Genomic DNA, 16,312 nt, shown 5'->3' on the forward strand with positions numbered 1-16,312 from the left:
GGTGTCTAACATTTATGGGGCAGTTCAGCATGAGGGTGCTCTTTCATTATTTATCACATACAATCGTTTCATAAAAGGTTTATTTCATTCTTTTAGCTTTTAAAGCTGCTTCTACAGCCGGCGGCACAAGATCTGAAATATCCGCTTCATATTTCGCTACTTCTTTCACGATGCTGGAGCTTAAAAATGAATATTGGCTATTCGTCATCATAAAAAATGTTTCAAGGTTTTCATCCAGCACTCTATTCATAGAGGTAATCTGCATTTCATATTCAAAGTCCGAAACAGCCCGCAAACCGCGGAGGATAGCCTTGGCATCTCTTTCTTTGGCATAATCGACGAGCAAGCCGTTATAGCTGTCGACTTCCACATTTGGCAGGTGCGTGATCACTTCGCTAATCAATTCTTTTCTCTCTTCGACAGAGAACAGCGGCTTTTTAGATGAATTGCTCAATACCACCACGTATACTTTATCAAAAATTTTCGCGCCTCTTTGAATAATGTCTAAATGTCCATTTGTAATCGGATCAAAGCTCCCAGGACAAACGGCAATACTTGCCATCGGTACTCCCCCTTTATTCTTTCCCCCGTTTAAAGATTGACACGCGGATCATGCCGTATGTTTCCGTTCTTATTTGCAGCAGGCTGCCGATCTTCTCTGACAAAGTATCGCTGGAACCATATTCACATACAATAAAGCCATCTTCCGCAAGCAAATTTTGTTCATCAATCCGCTTTAATAAACGCTCTAACTGCTGTTTGGCATAAGGCGGATCTAAAAAGATGCCGTCAAACGCTAATTCCCGCTTGGCCACCGCCTTTAACGCCCGTTCTGCGTCGTTTCTGTATACTTCACTTTGATCTGAAAAATGGCAGGCAGCTAAATTAGATTTCACCGTTTGAATCGCTTTCATATCTTTGTCGACGAAAATCATTTTTGAAAAGCCCCTGCTCAATGCTTCTATTCCCAGGCCGCCGCTTCCGGCATAAAGATCAAGCCCGGTGCCGCCAGAAAAATAAGGACCGATCATGTTAAAGATCGATTCCTTCACTTTATCAGTCGTCGGCCGAGTACTGTTCCCTGGCACAGCTTTTAACGGAATGCCTTTTTGCGTTCCTGATATCACTCTCATATATATTCACCATTTACAAAGATTTTCTTTCTCATGTTACCATAACTTATTCAGTGAATCCAGCGGCTTTCTTGCTTATTCCCTGCTCAAGCCTATCAGGATCATTTTGACCTTTGTCCTTTGCCTAAAGAAAAAAAAGAACAGACAAATAGAATCCGTTTTTGAAATAAATAATGTTTAAAACCTGTATGCATGGTACATACTACTAATAACAACATCACTCGGGATGTTGTCGATCACGGAGAAGGCTTATATTCCCCATGAGTTCTTTCTCCAGTTTCTCCTCTCCCTTTGCCTTCTGTCTGATATAGACATAGAAGGGCCCTGCTGAATGATTCAGCAGGGCGTTTTTTTATAAATTCAACTCTTGGACGTTGATGTTCTTTTCGTTTTGAACAGCGACTAAAAAGATTTTTTGCAGCCACTGCTGGCTGATGTAAAGCCGGCCGTTATAGGAGCGCAGGGCATGCTCATAAAGGCCGTAGCGCTCTTCGTTTAAGATAAAGCGGTTCTGATCGAGATAAAAGCGATACGTATTATACTCCCGCTTAACAAGCAGTGTTTTTCCGTCTGTCAGTTCTTTGACTTCATATCCAAGCGCCTGCAATGTTTCTGTAAACGGGAAAAACAGCTGCTCGCCCTCCGCCACCGCCCGCAGCTCGGTTTCACTGCCATTTACGGTGATAGGACGGTTATCATAGAAGACTAACGATTGAAATGGATGGTTTTCCAATTTATTTTCCACAAAAAAGTCTGTGTCAAGTCCTTTGACAGCTGATAGAGCCTGATCTAGACGCTCAGCGGTAACCGTTTTGTCTGTTAAACGAAGAAGAGCCTGCTGCCATTCTTCCTTCTCCTGATCAGTCAGCTGTTTATTTAACGAGCCGTACATCATTTTGACTTTTTCAGAGCCGGCGGGACGGCCAAGTTTATAGGAAGTGATTAAATACCCAAGCCAGTCTTCCCCTTCTTCAAAGCGGTAATCCTCCACCACTTTTTCTTGAATAAAGGACTCCGCAAGCTCGAAAAGCTGGTCATCGTCTCTCGCCAGAATCAGGCGATCCGACACATAAGGAGGATGCTGATCCGTTAAGAGTACCACTGTTTTCTCCTTTATTCCCTCCTCAATCAAAGTTAGCTGCTGGCGGTCCAGCTGGCTGTCCGCCTGTCCATATACAGCATGCTTGCCTTCTGGAAACAATGGCTGCAGCGGCGGCATCTGCCAATATAACACACCTGGCTCCCCTTCTCCCTGGAATTGATAATAATCTATCAAGTCCAATTTTTTGAGTTGCGAAGGCCCCAAGCTTGAAAACCATCGGCCTTTTCTTATTTGTTTCTCTGTGAAATGGAGAACGGTCCGTTCTGCCTCAGCGTCCTTTAATTTAATCGACCAATCAGACAAGAAAACTGCCGTTTGAAAGGAAGGCAGCTTGATCGAGTAAGTAACGGAAAAGGTGTCGCCTTCAGGAATAATCTTGATGCTTTGCCCCCTAAAGGAACACGCGCCTTCTTCTTTTCGGCAGGATGCTTGCAGCGCATTAGCGGGCATGATAGCCTCCAAAGGTTCTCCCGGCTCTAAGCGGGTGAAAGTATGCTTGACTGTCAAACCGGCCTCATTATGCTCTACATTAATTTCCTGCCTTACGTTGGCCTCTTTTGAAGCCATCGATGTTTTCTCGTAACCTATCCATTGAACAAACAGGGCCAAGCCCGAAATGATTATTAAAAAAGAAATAAGAAGTACAGATTTTTTAAGCATAAAGTTCGCGCCTTCCCTAGTCAATTCATCCTAATTATAGGCTAGCAAAATAGGCCTGTAAACAACCGAAAATCTACAGTTTTATGGACGTTGCGTACTGAATCGTTCTTTGCTTGAGCTTCTTTAGCGGGAAGGGTACAATAAGAGTGCCTTAATTGGACTATACATAGGAAACGGAGGATTCAGCTTGATTCAGCGTTTTATCGAACTCGGAGAAGGATATTCAGATATATATGAGCTTCTTGAGATTGCCCGCAACAATGAACATCGTCTTACCCACATGATTGCTTTCCATTCTTCTGTGGAAGGCCGTCCCGCAACTTCTCTGGCAGTCGTTCTTGCACCGACAGACCCGGGAGGTTTTCAGCCGATTTACATATGCCGTGAGGGAATTCCTTATCCGCACAGCACACCAAACAAGCGTTTTGATTTATTCAAGGAAACAACCGAATCTTTAAATCGGCCCTTGATTGAAATGGATGTAAAACCATCCTCTGCCTTTGCAGAAACCGAGCTATACTTCCAGCATTTAATCGGCATTTTACGGCTTAACCATCTGCTGGCTCCGTTAGGAAAGTAAAATAAAAAAGCAGGGAATCCCCCTGCTTTCATTCGAACTTTTACACACCAATCTTATAATCGTATTCTTTTGCTTTATCGGGCTTTGAGTTTTCATACTCTGTTTTTAAAAACGGCTTAAAAGACGGCTCCACCTTTTTGACAAACGACAATGATTTTAACTTTCCTATGACCTCTTCAAGCTCATCTTGATTGCAGTAAACTACCGCATACTTCATACGTTTGGATACGTAATGAACATTCCCATACTTTCGCAACGATTTAGCTGGCTTCGTATTGTGGAGCCAGACGATAACGGCTTGTCGATCAATAAACATAGTATCTCCCTCTGAATCAGTGTTTTAAAAATAGAAAAGGCGGCTTGGCCAGCTTTAAGCCGCCAAGAAACGCCTGTATCTGTACGTTGAGCCAAAGTCGGCTCCCTTAAGCTGAACAACCACAGCTTGAACCTGAGCCGCAGCCGCCGCCGCAGCTGGAGCCTGATGAAAAGAACGGATTGCCTGTAGGCACTTTAATTCCTTCCGATACTGACCGGCCGATGATGACACTGATCTCATCAAGCAGCGCCTGCAATTCATTTTCAGCGACTCGAAAGGCAGCTACGTTTTCGTCCAGATCCATTTCTCTTTTTGCTTCCCTTACTTCCTTCATGACTCTGCTATAGTCAGGGTGATAACGCCCAAACCGCTGTACCTCTTCATATTGATCTTTCAGTCGGCTAAAACGGTTAATCTTCCCTTTTGTTATAGGGTTTGTATATAAAAGAAAGTAGCATGACTGATAATTTTGCGCCACTTCCGACTCAACAATCATTTGCGCGAGCTGTTCAGCCTGTTCTACTGTTTTTATTTTTTCAATTGTAGCTGTAAGCAAATAGCCCACCTCCATTCCCCTATTTTAACATATTATCTCTCAAATAAAACTATTTACGGGATGGATACAGTAAACGATTTTTCATAACCGAGCGGACGGCTGGACTCATCTGTTAATTTAATATCTATTTGGTGACGCCCTGCATCTAATCCCTTTATAATAAAAGCGGCGGTATGGTAGGTCTGATAATGCTTGCCATTGACAAAAACAGCTACCTGCCCCTTCGCCTGAGAATTTCCTCTGTCCTTCGAAAAAGACACGCCCGGAACGACTAATTCCACAAATATATTTTTTCCTCTTAATAAATGCTTGACTGTCCAACTTTCCCCTAGGGTCTGCGCCTCTGCCTCACTCATTGAAGCAGAGGGGGACATGGTCTCAGGCTCTGGAATATTGGGACTGCATCCAGCGAAGAAAAACATTGTCAAAATTATGGCTAACCACTTCATGGCACACACTCCTTTTCGGTTAGTGTGTGCAGGTTTCCTCTATTTTATTGCTCATTTTCATTGGTTTCCGCCGGCTGTTCTGCCGGTTCTGCTGTTTCTTCCGGCTGAGGTGCCGGCTGGGAAAATTGGGACTGCATCATGTACATTAAAGCAGAAGCCATTTGCAAGCTGTCATTCAAACGGCTGATCCGATCAGGAAACGTCTTTTTATAAAATTGCAAACTTGCCCTTTCAAAGGCTTCTATTTGATAAGGGTCACGGCTTAATAACCGGTACCAAGACGGCTCTCTTCTTAAATAATCATGCCATTCCTTGTTGCTCCTTATTTTTTCCATGAGTTCCTGTCTCATTGAGCCCCTCCTCTCTTCCTTGCGCTTGCCATTTATTTTTTTTGCTGCTGTTCCGCGAAATCAGCTAGATAGATTTGGGCCATCTCCAGCATCCCCTGGACGTCCTCTAAAATACTGCTCCATTTCATACCTTCAAATAGAGACATCACTTTCGCCAATTTCGCTGTCAAATCCTCTTCTTGAAAATCTTCCTTCTGCTTATTGCCTTTTTCACTGTGTGCCTCGGTCTGCACATCTCCTGATAGATGCCATTCTTCAAAAAGCGCTTGCAACGTTGTCTGCTTCTGCCGCACCTTTCGCTTTAAATCTGGCCGCTCCTCCATAAACAACTTAAACTCTCTTACTTTCGGATGTAACATCCCGTTTTTCACCCCATTTTCCCGCCCAACTGATTTGCTATTAATACATTATGGAACAATAGCCAAAAAGTGAAAAAATGTTTCACCTCATAAAAAATGATATGATAATAAAGGCAAATGAGCTGGAGTTGCCGCTCAATTGGGGAGGAAGGGAGAAGGTTTCATGAAAGAAAGAATTCGCTCATTAATTGAACAAAGCCTTCAGCAGGCAGATGAGAAAGAACTGAAGGTGCTAGAGCAAATGCTAGAAGGGTATTTAGAAAAAGTACAAGGAAAAGGAACCTATATAGGAAGGATCTTTCAGCTGGAAAGAACGACGGGCGATCATGAATGCGAGGTTCGGATGCCCATTACTGGATTGACTAGTAATTCCCTGGATATTGTCCATGGGGGAGTCACTGCTACTGTGCTGGACTCAGCTATGGGGTCAGCCGCCTACACTGCTGCGCCTGAAGGATACGCAGTTGTTACTTCTAACTTAACGATTCATTATATCGCTCCCGGAAAAGGAGAAGAGTTAACTGTAAAAGCCTGCGTATTGCATAAAGGCTCAAAAACGATTGTAGTCGAAGGAAAAGCATTCAGAACAGATGGCAAAAAAGTAGCTCACGCAACAGGCACCTTTTTTCTAATTAAAAGAAGATAATTAAAAAAGCAGCTGTTTACTGGAACCGCTGCTTTTTCATTTATCTGGCAACAAAATTTTGCGTATAATACCTCTGGTACACACCTACACCTAATAATGTGAATTCCTTTTCCAACAAGGCTTCACGATGCCCTTTGGAGTTTAACCAGCCTTCTACAGCAGCCGGGCCATCTGTATAATTGGCCGCTATATTTTCGCCGGCCAGCTGGTAATCAACCTTTGCTTTTTTCAGCCGGTCTCCCAAATCTCCGGCAGAAGGAGATTCGTGGGCAAAATATTGTTTTTCATACATCTCCTTGCTGTGCTGCTTAGCTACTTTAGCCGTTTCCGGGTCCCAGGCTAATTCATTTAAGTTATGCTTTTCCCGGATAATATTTGTTAGGTCCACTATTTGCTTTTCGCTGCCCTCTTCAATTTGCTGCCATACGTCATCCGGCAATTCAGGCTCATCCGGCAGCTCTCCCCGATAAACCATTTCATATGGGCGCTGTTTAACCAAGTAATCTGTCGTTAAGTAACGGACACTAGATAAGGTGCCAGAAAATTTATCAATGTATAATTGCGCATAAATATCCCCTACTCTCACGACCGGTCTTATATTAAAATCCTCCTCGGATAATTCAAAGCGGTACGTGCCGGAGCCGTTCTCTACAACCACATCCATTCGAAGGTCATATGTCTGAAAGAGATCTTTTGCCGGTTGCTCCATCTTAAACGGAGAAACATCCGTTTCACCAGCAGCATAGGCAGTAACTACTTGATTATTTTCGACGCCGAACTGGACGTATTGGTGCTCCTTCTTATACACCCACCATTCATATCCGTAAGCGGAAAGATCTTTTCGAATAGGGTCTCCCATTTTTTTTATTAACAAGGCCGAGTCTTTGCCAATATAAAATCCTGCACCGGATGCCGGCCTCTTTACGGCAGGAACTTGTCTCTTCAAATCCTCTTGTTCTCTTTGCACATTCATATCATGCTTTGCAGGATTGGTGGTGGCAGAATTATGAAGCACTTCATTATCTTTTCTTGCTTCATTAAAGTACATTCCGCCTATTAAAATGATGGACATAACCACCAGAATTCTGATGACTGATCGCAGAAGACTCCCCCCTTTTCAGTTTCTATACGCAGCATTATTGCCTTATATTACTCACATTATAACATTATGCACACCTCGTATCACTCACCGCAAATAATTTAAAAATTTTTCTCTTGTTCCTATTAAAGCCGTTCAATTACCTGGTGGAAAAGATTTCTCTGTTTCACTTCATTCCGTTGCAAGAAATGTGTTTTTCGACTATTATTATGTATGGAGCAATAGAGAAAAAACGCGGAAAGATACTAGAAGCACGCTAAGATACTCAGGAGGGATTTTTCATGAAATTTGAAAATACGGGTTTGGAAAATTTACGGGTTGATTTTGATCGTCTGAATTATATTTGCCGGTCACATAAGCTAGTTCTTGCAGGACAATGGGACTACGAGCGAGTAACATTTGACCGCAAATTTGATCTTAAAGAAGGTACATACTATTTACGTGTTCTTGGATACGCAGTTGAAGGGGATGTTGGTTCTTCAGAAGCTACTATTCAATTGATGAGTCCTTTGCTTGGTAAATATTACTACCCGCATGGCGTAGAGTATGGAGAAGGCGAAAGCTTCCCGCCATCTTTAATCGAAACATGCGAAAAGGTTTTGGCTGACCTTAAAAACGAGATTGAACAATTTACAGTTTAAATACAAAGGGGGGTTCGGAATGATTTCATTCCGAACCCCCCTTTGTATTGGCTTAACTACACACTCCAGCGCTTTCTCGCGCTCTGTATCAACCACTTTAACTTCTTCGCGGCAGCCATGCATGCCTAACGCAGATCGAATGAATGTCTGTTTAATTAAAATAACGGGATCAATGTCTGGACAGCCTACTTCCGGTTACAACGCTCCCACCCAAGTCATTGATAAAAGAGACAGCAGCCATTGGACGGCTATTTTGAATTTATCCACTCTGTTGATTGGAAAGGCAGACGCCGAGAGACTCCTGACGAAAGCAACCGCCTCCATCCACAAGCAAAATAAAAAAAAGACTGCGGACAAACTTCAATTTTCATGGAGTTTGTCTACAGCCTGAGCGCCTAAAGGAGCTCATACGCTTTTTTCGTTTTTTAAAACCCGAGAATGGCTTTAATGACGGAAGTTGTTTCGCCGCCTTTATAGAAGACGTAAAGAAGCAAATAAACAGCCACACCGGTGATAGCGGTAAAAAACCAAATAATGCTTGTAACCGGTCCAAACTTTCTATGCTTCTCCAAGTTGTTTTTCAGCCCTAGAACAATTGTCCAGATGCCCAAAACAGCTCCGACCGTCGCCAAGGTAATATGAAAAATTAAAAAGACAGTATAGTAAATTTTAATATCATCCGGCCCGCCAAAAGCTGTATTGCCGATAAAAATTGTCCGGCTGGCATAGATAACAAAAAAAATGACAGCAAAAACGGCAGCAAGAAGCATGGTTTTTTTGTGCTGCTCAATTTTTCTTTGCTTAATTTGCCCCCATCCAATCGCCACCGTTATTGCGCTAAGCACAATAAAGGTGGTGCTGATTGTGGGTAAGATAGGTAATGACATCTTGATTCCTCTCTCCCATTCATAATTCGGTTGTATCAGGCAAAGGAAAGGAAATGAACAGGCTGTTGGCGGATATTTTCAATCAGCCTGTCCATCAGAAAATAGACCGAGCCCTTCATTTCCTTCCTGTGGTTATTTCGTATAATCCGGTTGATGATTATTCATCATAGCGGCGGTCATTTTTTCTGTCTCCTCTTTATCTTTACGAACCCATTCAAAAAATACAAAAGCAAGCATGCATCCATATACAATTTCCTGGATAATTTTCATAATAACGCCGCCAAGCTGCTGGTCTTCCATTACCGGCATGCTTGAAAACAGTTCAGGTCCGCTTAAGGACAGGCCTTGTAAAGTAGAAGTTGGGACACAAAGCTCCATTGCTTGCAGCCAAGCGCCTGCATCGCTGTATGTGGCGTATACCGGTGCAGAAGCAAAAATAATCAAGCCGCAGGCCGGCGTTAATAGCACACCATCGGCAAAAATATATCCCACTTTTTTGAGGCCGTTTAATTTTCTTCCTTCCGGCATATCATTCACTAGCGGCCACCACATAAAGAGGGCAAAAATGAACAATCCAATTGTATACAGAGTATGAAGAACCATGCTCATCTTAATGTAATCAAAAACAATCGGCAAATGATAAATAGAAAATAGGCCGTTAAACAACACTAAAGCGATCAATGGCTTTGTAAAAAAGTTGAATACCGGCTTGATTACCGGACGATCAATAACCTTCTTCCAAACCCACCACGGCACACCTCTTAAGAATAAAGGGGCCACAACTAAATAGAGAATAGCCATCTGAATCATATGATACGTAAACATAATATGCCCGAGCAAATCAATCGGAGAGCCCTTTACGGCATATAGTACGACCATGGACGTTACAAATAAAGCTGCCTGATGCTTCTTTAATGGCTCACTGCCCTCGAACTTATTTCTCCATTTAATCGTTACGAAGAAATAAAGAACCGTCAGCAATAGTAACAGCGCCAAAAAATAAGGACTCCACAGCGCTTGAAATCCAAAAATACTTATCGGCATTTCCTTTCACCTCGATATTATTTTCAATGCCCTGCTTACATTATAACGTTCCCAAATTCCCCAAGCAATGTCCTGAATTGACAAGTTCATGACAACATCATCAGATAAGGCTCGCTTGAAACAAAAAGCCGGTTCCATAAAGAACCGGCTTTTTGCAAGACTATAAACACTTGAACGGCAAGTTTATATTACCACCAAATGATTGTCATGAAGGCCAAAACGGTAACAAAAGCTATCGTAACGCCTGACCACATAAACAAGGAAGGTGCTTCGTGCCCTTTCTCACTCATATGCATGAAGTAATACAATTGAAAACCTACTTGAACAACTGCCAGCAATAAAATAAATGGAACAACGAACCATTTAGAGAAATCTGCAGCTACTGCTACGAAAGAAACGACCGTGAAGAAGATCATCAACGTAAATGTCGCTACTTGGATTCTCATGCCTTCTGCATTTTTCTTGCGGCGGTAATCATAATTGAGTCTTGGGTTGTTTGAATTCGATTGATTATTTACCATCAATTATCCCACCATTCCCATTAAGTATACTACCGTAAAGATAAATACCCATACAACATCGATAAAGTGCCAGTAAAGGCTTGCCAAGTAAAATTTAGGCGCATTGTAAAGGCTTAATCCGCGGCCTGCATTCCGAACCATTAACAAAATCATCCAGACTAATCCAAAGATAACGTGAGCGCCATGGAAACCAGTTAACGTGTAAAAAGCGGAACCAAATGCACTGCTAGTAAACGTGTGGTTATATTCAGTGTAGTAATGATGGAACTCATAAAACTCACAAGCTAAAAAGCCAAGGCCAAGGATAACAGTAATTAACATCCAAAGCTGCATCTTCTTAAAGTTGTAGTTTTTCATATGGTACATGGAATATACGCTTGTTAATGAACTTGTTAACAAGAGCATAGTCATTACAAACACAAGCGGCAATTCAAATAGGTCTTTTGCCAGCATATGATCCGGGCTTGGTACTTTATCTTTCAATGCAATATAGGTAGCGAAGAGAGAGGCGAACAAAACCGTCTCTCCACCTAGAAACAGCCAGAAACCTAGAAATTTATTTTTTCCTTCAAGCGTTGCTTTTTCAGGTGATTCAGGCCAAGTTTGGGGTGTGAATTTTTCTTCAGCTTGCATTATGCCTTAACCCCCTTGTCATCATTTTCTTCCATTAACTCTTCTTTATGAATATGGAAGCCGTGATCATCTTTCAATGAACGATAAATCATGGCACCAAATGTAATCACTAATCCGCCAATTAAGACTGGAAGCGCCCATGCCTTGTCATCTACATGGTACATTGCTCCGAAAGCAGCAATGAATAGACCAAGTGAAATAACAAATGGAACGAATGAACTGTTCGGCATATGAATATCGCCGATCGGCTCAGCCGGAGTCAATGTTGTCTTGCCTTCCATTTTCTCTAACCAGTAAGCGTCAAGTCCGCGAACAAGCGGAAGTTGCTTAAAGTTGTAGAATGGAGCTGGTGAAGAAATCGCCCACTCTAATGTACGGCCATCTTCCCAAGGGTCGTTGCCGACTCTTTCATTTTTCACAGATGTAATAACCACGTTAATCAACAGGGAAATAACCCCTACTGCCATGAATGCGGCTCCGATTGAACTCACAAGGTTACCAGTGTCAAGTCCTTGACCTGGAAGGAAAGTCCAAACACGACGCGGCATACCCATTAAACCAAGGAAATGCTGAACAAAGAATGTTAAATGGAAACCGATGAAGAAGAAAACGAAAGTAAACTTCCCAATTTTTTCACTTAACATTGTACCGAACATTTTTGGCCAATAGAAGTGCGTACCCGCTAATAGGGCAAACACAACCCCACCAACAATAACGTAGTGGAAATGGGCAACGATAAAGTATGAATCATGATATTGATAGTCTGCTGGAGCTACAGCTTGCATAACCCCTGTTACCCCACCCGCTACGAAAGACGGAATAAAGGCAACGGCATAAAGCATTGGTACAGTAAATTTAATGCTTCCTCCCCAAATAGTGAGAAGCCAGTTAAAGATCTTAATACCTGTAGGTACAGCAATCGCCATTGTTGCAACCGCGAAAATCGCGTTAGCTACCGGACCAAGTCCGACTGTGAACATATGGTGAGCCCATACCATGAATCCAAGAAAACCGATCAATACAGTTGCGAACACCATAGAGGAATATCCGAACAGACGTTTTCTTGAGAAAGTTGAAAAGATTTCTGAGAAAATACCGAAAGCCGGTAAAATCAAAATGTATACTTCCGGGTGTCCGAAGATCCAGAAGAAGTGTTCCCAAATAATTGTGTTACCGCCTGCTGCTACATTAAAGAAGTTCGCACCGAACATACGGTCAAACGTTAACATAAAGATAGAAGCAGTCAGCGGCGGGAACGCGAACAAGATTAATGCAGAAGCTACGAATGTTGTCCATGTAAACAACGGCATTCTCATGTACGTCATGCCCGGAGCACGCATGTTAATGATCGTAACGAGGAAGTTAATTCCCCCCATTAACGTACCGAAACCTGAAATTTGCAGACCTAAAGCATAGAAGTCAATTCCATGCCCTTCTGAAGCAAGTGACAATGACGCGTAAGAAGTCCAGCCTGCATCAGGAGCGCCGCCTAAAAACCATGATAAGTTTAAGAATAATCCTCCGAAGAAAAACAGCCAGAAGCCAAGAGCGTTAACAAATGGGAATGCTACATCACGCGCCCCGATTTGCAGCGGCATAATAGCATTCATAAAGGCAAGCAATAAAGGCATTGCTGCCAAGAAAATCATTGTTGTACCGTGCATAGTAAGCAATTCATTAAACAAGCCCGCGCTGACGAAATCATTATTCGGTACAGCTAGCTGAGCCCGTATCATCATTGCTTCCACGCCGCCCATTAGGAAAAAGATTCCGCCCGCGATTAAATAAAGAATCGCAATTTTCTTATGATCGACTGTTGTTAAATAGTCCCATACCGTACTTGCGAACCCTCGTTTTTGTGCAATGGTACTCAACGGTTTTACCTCCTTCTTTTTCTATTCCTTATTGTTCTTCTACTTTCAAGCTCATTAAGTATGCTGCTAATTGATCAAGCTCTTGTTCATTCAATTGTTTATAAGTGCCTGTCATCTTATTGCCTGGCTTATATTTTTCAGGATCGCGAATCCAGTTTTTCAACTCTTCTTCGTTATGATCCAATATTCCGGCAATGCGTGAACGTTCACCAAACGTCGCTAAGTTCGGGGCAAGTCTTGCTTGCTCCGGACGAGAATCGTCTGGGCTTGTTGCGTGACAGCTTAAACAGTTTTGTTCAAAGAGCTTTTGTCCCTCTACTGCAGCTGTATCAGTTGGAGCTGCCGGTTTCGCGGACTGCATAGTGCTGATCCACTGTTTGAAGTCATCTTGTGATTTAGTTTCTACTTTAAAATCCATCAAAGCATGGGATGGACCGCAAAGCTCCGCACACTTTCCATAGAACAAGTTACCGGCTTCTTCTGATTTATCGCTGTCGAATTTCAGCCAGAATTTGTTTACGTTATCCGTGTTCGTATCCATCTTTCCACCTGCAGCAGGAATCCAGAATGAATGCTTTACATCAGATGCCTTTAAGTTAAAGTATACTTTTTGATCAGTTGGAACAACAAGTTCCTGGGACGTCATTACTTTGTAGTCAGGATATTCAAACTCCCACCAGTAAAGATTTGCACGCACGTTAACAACAAGTGCATCACGTGTTCCATCTTTCTTTGGCTTTTTATCCATGTCCTTTACATTTGCCTGATCAAATGTAGCCGTAACAGTCGGCACGGCAAGAATCAGCAAAAGGATAATCGGAATAACTGTCCAAATGATTTCGAGCAAATGACTGCCTTCCACTTGCTTAGGAATTTTGTTTTCGTCGCCCTTTTTACGGCGGAAGCGAGTAATGGCAAGAACGAAAATGACCGTAACGACAGCAATAACTGTTACCATAATGACCGTGCTTAGAATCATCAGGTTGTATTGCTGTTTAGCCACGTCACCGGCAGGCTTGAGTGTGGAAAGGAATGGCTCGCCACAGCCTGACAGTGCAAGTGCCAATACCGCGAAGACTGATAAAAGACGCCATTTAGTTAGCCTATCTTTCATAGCTTAATTAAACCCCTCTTTCTTATGAATTTCTGCAGCAATATGAGCTTATATATGGATTTCTTTGACAAGAAAGAATTCCTGTGAGTTAGATAACAGTAAAAATAACCATCGCTACAAACAGGACAGTTAAATACTGTAATGAATAAATAAACATCCACTTTGCCCATTTGAGGTCATCCTTCATTTTATACCCGGTTACCCCAAGGACAAGCCACCCTATATTTAAAACTGTCGCCAATACGACAAAGGCTGTGCCAAGTGATGTCATAAAAAATGGAATTGGCAACAGAGCCAGCACCCATATCACAATATGGCGCTTTGTGGCAGAAAACCCTTTTACGACCGGCAGCATAGGAATGCCGGCGGCCCGGTATTCTTCGCACCGTCTCATGGCAAGTGCGTAAAAATGCGGAGGCTGCCAAATAAACATGATTAAAAACAGCATCCAAGCAACAACATCCAAGCCTGGATCAACAGCTGCCCAGCCGATCAGCGGCGGTACAGCACCGGAAATACTTCCAACGATTGTGTTGCTGACATGACGGCGTTTAGACCACATTGAGTAAACAACAACATAACTGAACACACCTATTAAACCAATGATGCCGGCTGTAAATGTTGTTAGAAATAAGAAGGCTGTTCCGATAATAATGAAAGCGAGACCAATTGTCATCACTTTTGGATAGCTTATTTTTCCTGTAACTGTCGGACGTCCTTTCGTTCTCTCCATCAGCGGGTCAATGTCCCGATCAATAAAGTTGTTTAAACTGGCAGACCCTGCGATAATTAGAGATGATCCGATCAGTGTGTAAAAAACCGTGTCCAGCTGAGATAGAAAGTGCAGGCCGTTAAAAACGATTGCCAGCCATAGCCCTGTGAAAATAGTGATCAAATTAGAATTCACGATTCCAATTTTAATCAGTGCAAAGAAATCCTTCACAGCTGTTGTTTCCGGAAGCTCGCTATTCCCCATCGTAGTTGTGGCACGTGACACCTTTTTCCCCCCTCTCATAAAAACAAGCGGTCTGTCTTTGGATATAACTGACGGAGCTTTTATCTCCTTTACCAAACTGCACCAAAACCACTGTTCATTCCATATTAAATCATATCAGCTTGTTTTTTTGTGAACACATAATGAACTAATTATGTCGAATTTGTGTCGGCTGAATAAGCACTATTCCTATCAATTTGGTTTTATAGGATAATGAATATCGTGGATCGCTAAGCTTATTTAACCAGCCTTTCAACTAGCTTGATCCACTGCTGTCTTTATGTATAAGCATAACATTTCCAAATAATTTTACAAGTTGTCTTTTCAGCGCATCTTCTGTATTATCGAGAAGATGAACGCTTTTATAATCCCCTTTTGCATTATAGATAAGTAGGTGAAAAACATGCAACGCTCTTTAAAATGGCTGGCGGTTGTGACAACGTTCGTCATGCTTCTTGTTCTGCTTGGCGGCGCGCTTGTAACCAAAACAGGTTCCGAACTTGGATGCGGAAATGACTGGCCGCTATGCCATGGGCAATTAATTCCTGAAGAAATCACAATGGAAACAATTATTGAACTATCGCACCGGTTAGTATCTGGTGTAGCCGGCTTGCTGGTAGTGGCCTTATCGGTTCTTTCTTGGCGGCTGATTGGCCATAAGCGGGAAACTAAATTTCTCGCCGCTACGTCTACGCTCTTTTTGATTGCCCAAGCGTTAATTGGAGCAGCAGCCGTAAAGTGGGGACAAAGCGATTTCGTTCTGGCCCTTCATTTCGGCATTTCTCTTATTTCGTTTTCAGCTGTTCTGCTCTTAACTCTCTTGATCTTTGAGGTTGACCAAAAGTTCGATGCTTCTTCTTTAGTTATTGACAAGCGGATGAAATGGCATACTATCGGCGTTACACTTTACAGCTATTTAGTAGTCTACACCGGGGCGCTTGTCAGGCATACGAAAGCGAGCCTTGCTTGCGCTGACTGGCCTTTTTGCTTAAACGGCAGCCCTTTTATGTCACTCAATAGCTATCAATGGATTCAAATGGGCCATCGTCTGGCAGCAGGTTTGATCTTTTTGTGGATTGTCTATATTACTATGATGGCAATCAAACATTATAAACAGCAGCGGGTCATTTATTGGGGATGGGTCATTGCCTGTTCTCTCGTTTCCTTGCAAGTTATATCGGGCGCAATTATTATTTTTACGAAGGTTAATTTATATGTAGCATTAGCTCATGCCTTATTTATTTCTTGCTTGTTCGGCTTGCTCTGTTATTTAATCCTTCTTATCTCAAGAAGTAAAACCAGCACAAACAAGGTTTCAAAAGTTTCATAAAAAACAGCAGGCAAACCAGTTTGC

21 protein-coding genes are annotated in these 16,312 nt (G+C 42.5%); 5 read left to right on the plus strand and 16 right to left on the minus strand.

Annotation, left to right across the window (positions count from 1 at the left end):
• Positions 1–79 precede the first annotated feature (79 nt).
• The 3 genes from coaD to BBA02S_RS03400 form a co-directional block, all read right to left on the minus strand.
• Positions 80–562, minus strand: a complete 483-nt coding sequence (coaD, locus tag BBA02S_RS03390) for a pantetheine-phosphate adenylyltransferase (protein ID WP_041099785.1) — start codon at positions 560–562, stop codon at positions 80–82.
• Positions 563–575: 13 nt separating this feature from the next.
• Positions 576–1,133, minus strand: coding sequence for a 16S rRNA (guanine(966)-N(2))-methyltransferase RsmD (gene rsmD / locus BBA02S_RS03395; protein ID WP_041113084.1), 558 nt, complete (start codon positions 1,131–1,133; stop codon positions 576–578).
• Positions 1,134–1,485: 352 nt separating this feature from the next.
• The gene (locus BBA02S_RS03400; RefSeq protein ID WP_041113083.1) at positions 1,486–2,895 is read right to left on the minus strand and encodes a stalk domain-containing protein; all 1,410 of its coding nucleotides are present in this window, start codon (positions 2,893–2,895) and stop codon (positions 1,486–1,488) included.
• Between the two features lie 187 nt (positions 2,896–3,082).
• Here BBA02S_RS03400 and BBA02S_RS03405 point away from each other — a divergent pair, with 187 nt between their 5' ends.
• Positions 3,083–3,475 (plus strand): DUF7147 family protein, encoded by a 393-nt coding sequence (locus tag BBA02S_RS03405; protein ID WP_041099779.1) that lies wholly within the window; start codon positions 3,083–3,085, stop codon positions 3,473–3,475.
• 40 nt (positions 3,476–3,515) lie between these two features.
• Here BBA02S_RS03405 and BBA02S_RS03410 read toward each other — a convergent pair whose 3' ends face one another.
• The 5 genes from BBA02S_RS03410 to ylbD all read right to left on the minus strand — a co-directional run bounded on the left by BBA02S_RS03410 (position 3,516) and on the right by ylbD (position 5,517).
• Entirely contained in the window at positions 3,516–3,791 is a 276-nt protein-coding gene (locus tag BBA02S_RS03410) for a YlbG family protein (RefSeq protein WP_041099777.1), read from the minus strand.
• 106 nt (positions 3,792–3,897) lie between these two features.
• A complete protein-coding gene (locus tag BBA02S_RS03415) occupies positions 3,898–4,362 on the minus strand; it encodes a YlbF/YmcA family competence regulator (protein ID WP_041099775.1) in 465 nt (154 codons plus the stop codon).
• A 38-nt stretch (positions 4,363–4,400) separates the two neighbouring features.
• Positions 4,401–4,796 carry a hypothetical protein gene (locus BBA02S_RS03420; RefSeq protein WP_052477222.1) on the minus strand — a complete coding sequence of 132 codons (396 nt, stop codon included), beginning with the start codon at positions 4,794–4,796 and terminating at the stop codon, positions 4,401–4,403.
• A 44-nt stretch (positions 4,797–4,840) separates the two neighbouring features.
• Complete coding sequence (locus tag BBA02S_RS03425; protein ID WP_052475263.1) at positions 4,841–5,146, minus strand: YlbE-like family protein; 306 nt, start codon at positions 5,144–5,146, stop codon at positions 4,841–4,843.
• Positions 5,147–5,178: 32 nt separating this feature from the next.
• Positions 5,179–5,517, minus strand: coding sequence for a spore coat protein YlbD (gene ylbD / locus BBA02S_RS03430; protein WP_125474323.1), 339 nt, complete (start codon positions 5,515–5,517; stop codon positions 5,179–5,181).
• Between the two features lie 151 nt (positions 5,518–5,668).
• Here ylbD and BBA02S_RS03435 point away from each other — a divergent pair, with 151 nt between their 5' ends.
• Entirely contained in the window at positions 5,669–6,151 is a 483-nt protein-coding gene (locus tag BBA02S_RS03435) for a PaaI family thioesterase (protein ID WP_041099770.1), read from the plus strand.
• Between the two features lie 40 nt (positions 6,152–6,191).
• Here the strand turns inward: BBA02S_RS03435 and BBA02S_RS03440 are convergent, their stop codons facing one another.
• Positions 6,192–7,253: a CAP domain-containing protein gene (locus tag BBA02S_RS03440; RefSeq protein WP_156136638.1), complete on the minus strand. Its 1,062-nt coding sequence runs from the start codon at positions 7,251–7,253 to the stop codon at positions 6,192–6,194.
• 278 nt (positions 7,254–7,531) lie between these two features.
• Here BBA02S_RS03440 and BBA02S_RS03445 point away from each other — a divergent pair, with 278 nt between their 5' ends.
• Positions 7,532–7,891, plus strand: a complete 360-nt coding sequence (locus tag BBA02S_RS03445; RefSeq protein ID WP_041099768.1) for a YugN family protein — start codon at positions 7,532–7,534, stop codon at positions 7,889–7,891.
• A gap of 19 nt (positions 7,892–7,910) precedes the next feature.
• Positions 7,911–8,282 (plus strand): hypothetical protein, encoded by a 372-nt coding sequence (locus tag BBA02S_RS03450; protein ID WP_061786747.1) that lies wholly within the window; start codon positions 7,911–7,913, stop codon positions 8,280–8,282.
• A gap of 34 nt (positions 8,283–8,316) precedes the next feature.
• Here BBA02S_RS03450 and BBA02S_RS03455 read toward each other — a convergent pair whose 3' ends face one another.
• The 7 genes from BBA02S_RS03455 to cyoE form a co-directional block, all read right to left on the minus strand.
• The gene (locus BBA02S_RS03455; RefSeq protein ID WP_174521397.1) at positions 8,317–8,778 is read right to left on the minus strand and encodes a DUF420 domain-containing protein; all 462 of its coding nucleotides are present in this window, start codon (positions 8,776–8,778) and stop codon (positions 8,317–8,319) included.
• 132 nt (positions 8,779–8,910) lie between these two features.
• Positions 8,911–9,822 (minus strand): cytochrome c oxidase assembly factor CtaG, encoded by a 912-nt coding sequence (gene ctaG / locus BBA02S_RS03460; protein ID WP_041099762.1) that lies wholly within the window; start codon positions 9,820–9,822, stop codon positions 8,911–8,913.
• 188 nt (positions 9,823–10,010) lie between these two features.
• A complete protein-coding gene (ctaF, locus tag BBA02S_RS03465) occupies positions 10,011–10,343 on the minus strand; it encodes a cytochrome c oxidase subunit IVB (protein WP_041099760.1) in 333 nt (110 codons plus the stop codon).
• Between the two features lie 3 nt (positions 10,344–10,346).
• Complete coding sequence (locus BBA02S_RS03470; RefSeq protein WP_041099758.1) at positions 10,347–10,976, minus strand: cytochrome (ubi)quinol oxidase subunit III; 630 nt, start codon at positions 10,974–10,976, stop codon at positions 10,347–10,349.
• Positions 10,976–12,850, minus strand: a complete 1,875-nt coding sequence (ctaD, locus tag BBA02S_RS03475; protein ID WP_041099756.1) for a cytochrome c oxidase subunit I — start codon at positions 12,848–12,850, stop codon at positions 10,976–10,978. Before ctaD ends, BBA02S_RS03470 begins: the two co-directional genes overlap by 1 nt.
• Positions 12,851–12,878: 28 nt before the next feature.
• Positions 12,879–13,964, minus strand: a complete 1,086-nt coding sequence (coxB, locus tag BBA02S_RS03480) for a cytochrome c oxidase subunit II (protein WP_041099754.1) — start codon at positions 13,962–13,964, stop codon at positions 12,879–12,881.
• Positions 13,965–14,052: 88 nt separating this feature from the next.
• Positions 14,053–14,979 (minus strand): heme o synthase, encoded by a 927-nt coding sequence (gene cyoE / locus BBA02S_RS03485; RefSeq protein WP_052475283.1) that lies wholly within the window; start codon positions 14,977–14,979, stop codon positions 14,053–14,055.
• A gap of 382 nt (positions 14,980–15,361) precedes the next feature.
• On the opposite strand from cyoE, the gene BBA02S_RS03490 reads away from it, so the two are divergent.
• Complete coding sequence (locus BBA02S_RS03490; RefSeq protein ID WP_041099750.1) at positions 15,362–16,288, plus strand: COX15/CtaA family protein; 927 nt, start codon at positions 15,362–15,364, stop codon at positions 16,286–16,288.
• The last annotated feature ends 24 nt before the right edge of the window (positions 16,289–16,312 follow it).

Source organism: Bacillus badius NBRC 15713, assembly GCF_001591605.1.
GTDB classification, from domain to species: Bacteria; Bacillota; Bacilli; order Bacillales; family Domibacillaceae; genus Pseudobacillus; species Pseudobacillus badius.

Bases quoted from the DNA above. Each gene is read 5' to 3' on its own strand.
- coaD (WP_041099785.1), bottom strand. From the start codon at position 562: ATGGCAAGTATTGCCGTTTGTCCTGGGAGCTTTGATCCGATTACAAAT.
- rsmD (WP_041113084.1), bottom strand. From the start codon at position 1,133: ATGAGAGTGATATCAGGAACGCAAAAAGGCATTCCGTTAAAAGCTGTG.
- BBA02S_RS03400 (WP_041113083.1), bottom strand. From the start codon at position 2,895: ATGCTTAAAAAATCTGTACTTCTTATTTCTTTTTTAATAATCATTTCG.
- BBA02S_RS03410 (WP_041099777.1), bottom strand. From the start codon at position 3,791: ATGTTTATTGATCGACAAGCCGTTATCGTCTGGCTCCACAATACGAAG.
- BBA02S_RS03415 (WP_041099775.1), bottom strand. From the start codon at position 4,362: ATGGAGGTGGGCTATTTGCTTACAGCTACAATTGAAAAAATAAAAACA.
- BBA02S_RS03420 (WP_052477222.1), bottom strand. From the start codon at position 4,796: ATGAAGTGGTTAGCCATAATTTTGACAATGTTTTTCTTCGCTGGATGC.
- BBA02S_RS03425 (WP_052475263.1), bottom strand. From the start codon at position 5,146: ATGAGACAGGAACTCATGGAAAAAATAAGGAGCAACAAGGAATGGCAT.
- BBA02S_RS03435 (WP_041099770.1), top strand. From the start codon at position 5,669: ATGAAAGAAAGAATTCGCTCATTAATTGAACAAAGCCTTCAGCAGGCA.
- BBA02S_RS03445 (WP_041099768.1), top strand. From the start codon at position 7,532: ATGAAATTTGAAAATACGGGTTTGGAAAATTTACGGGTTGATTTTGAT.
- BBA02S_RS03450 (WP_061786747.1), top strand. From the start codon at position 7,911: ATGATTTCATTCCGAACCCCCCTTTGTATTGGCTTAACTACACACTCC.
- BBA02S_RS03455 (WP_174521397.1), bottom strand. From the start codon at position 8,778: ATGTCATTACCTATCTTACCCACAATCAGCACCACCTTTATTGTGCTT.
- ctaG (WP_041099762.1), bottom strand. From the start codon at position 9,822: ATGCCGATAAGTATTTTTGGATTTCAAGCGCTGTGGAGTCCTTATTTT.
- ctaF (WP_041099760.1), bottom strand. From the start codon at position 10,343: ATGGTAAATAATCAATCGAATTCAAACAACCCAAGACTCAATTATGAT.
- BBA02S_RS03470 (WP_041099758.1), bottom strand. From the start codon at position 10,976: ATGCAAGCTGAAGAAAAATTCACACCCCAAACTTGGCCTGAATCACCT.
- coxB (WP_041099754.1), bottom strand. From the start codon at position 13,964: ATGAAAGATAGGCTAACTAAATGGCGTCTTTTATCAGTCTTCGCGGTA.
- cyoE (WP_052475283.1), bottom strand. From the start codon at position 14,979: ATGAGAGGGGGGAAAAAGGTGTCACGTGCCACAACTACGATGGGGAAT.
- BBA02S_RS03490 (WP_041099750.1), top strand. From the start codon at position 15,362: ATGCAACGCTCTTTAAAATGGCTGGCGGTTGTGACAACGTTCGTCATG.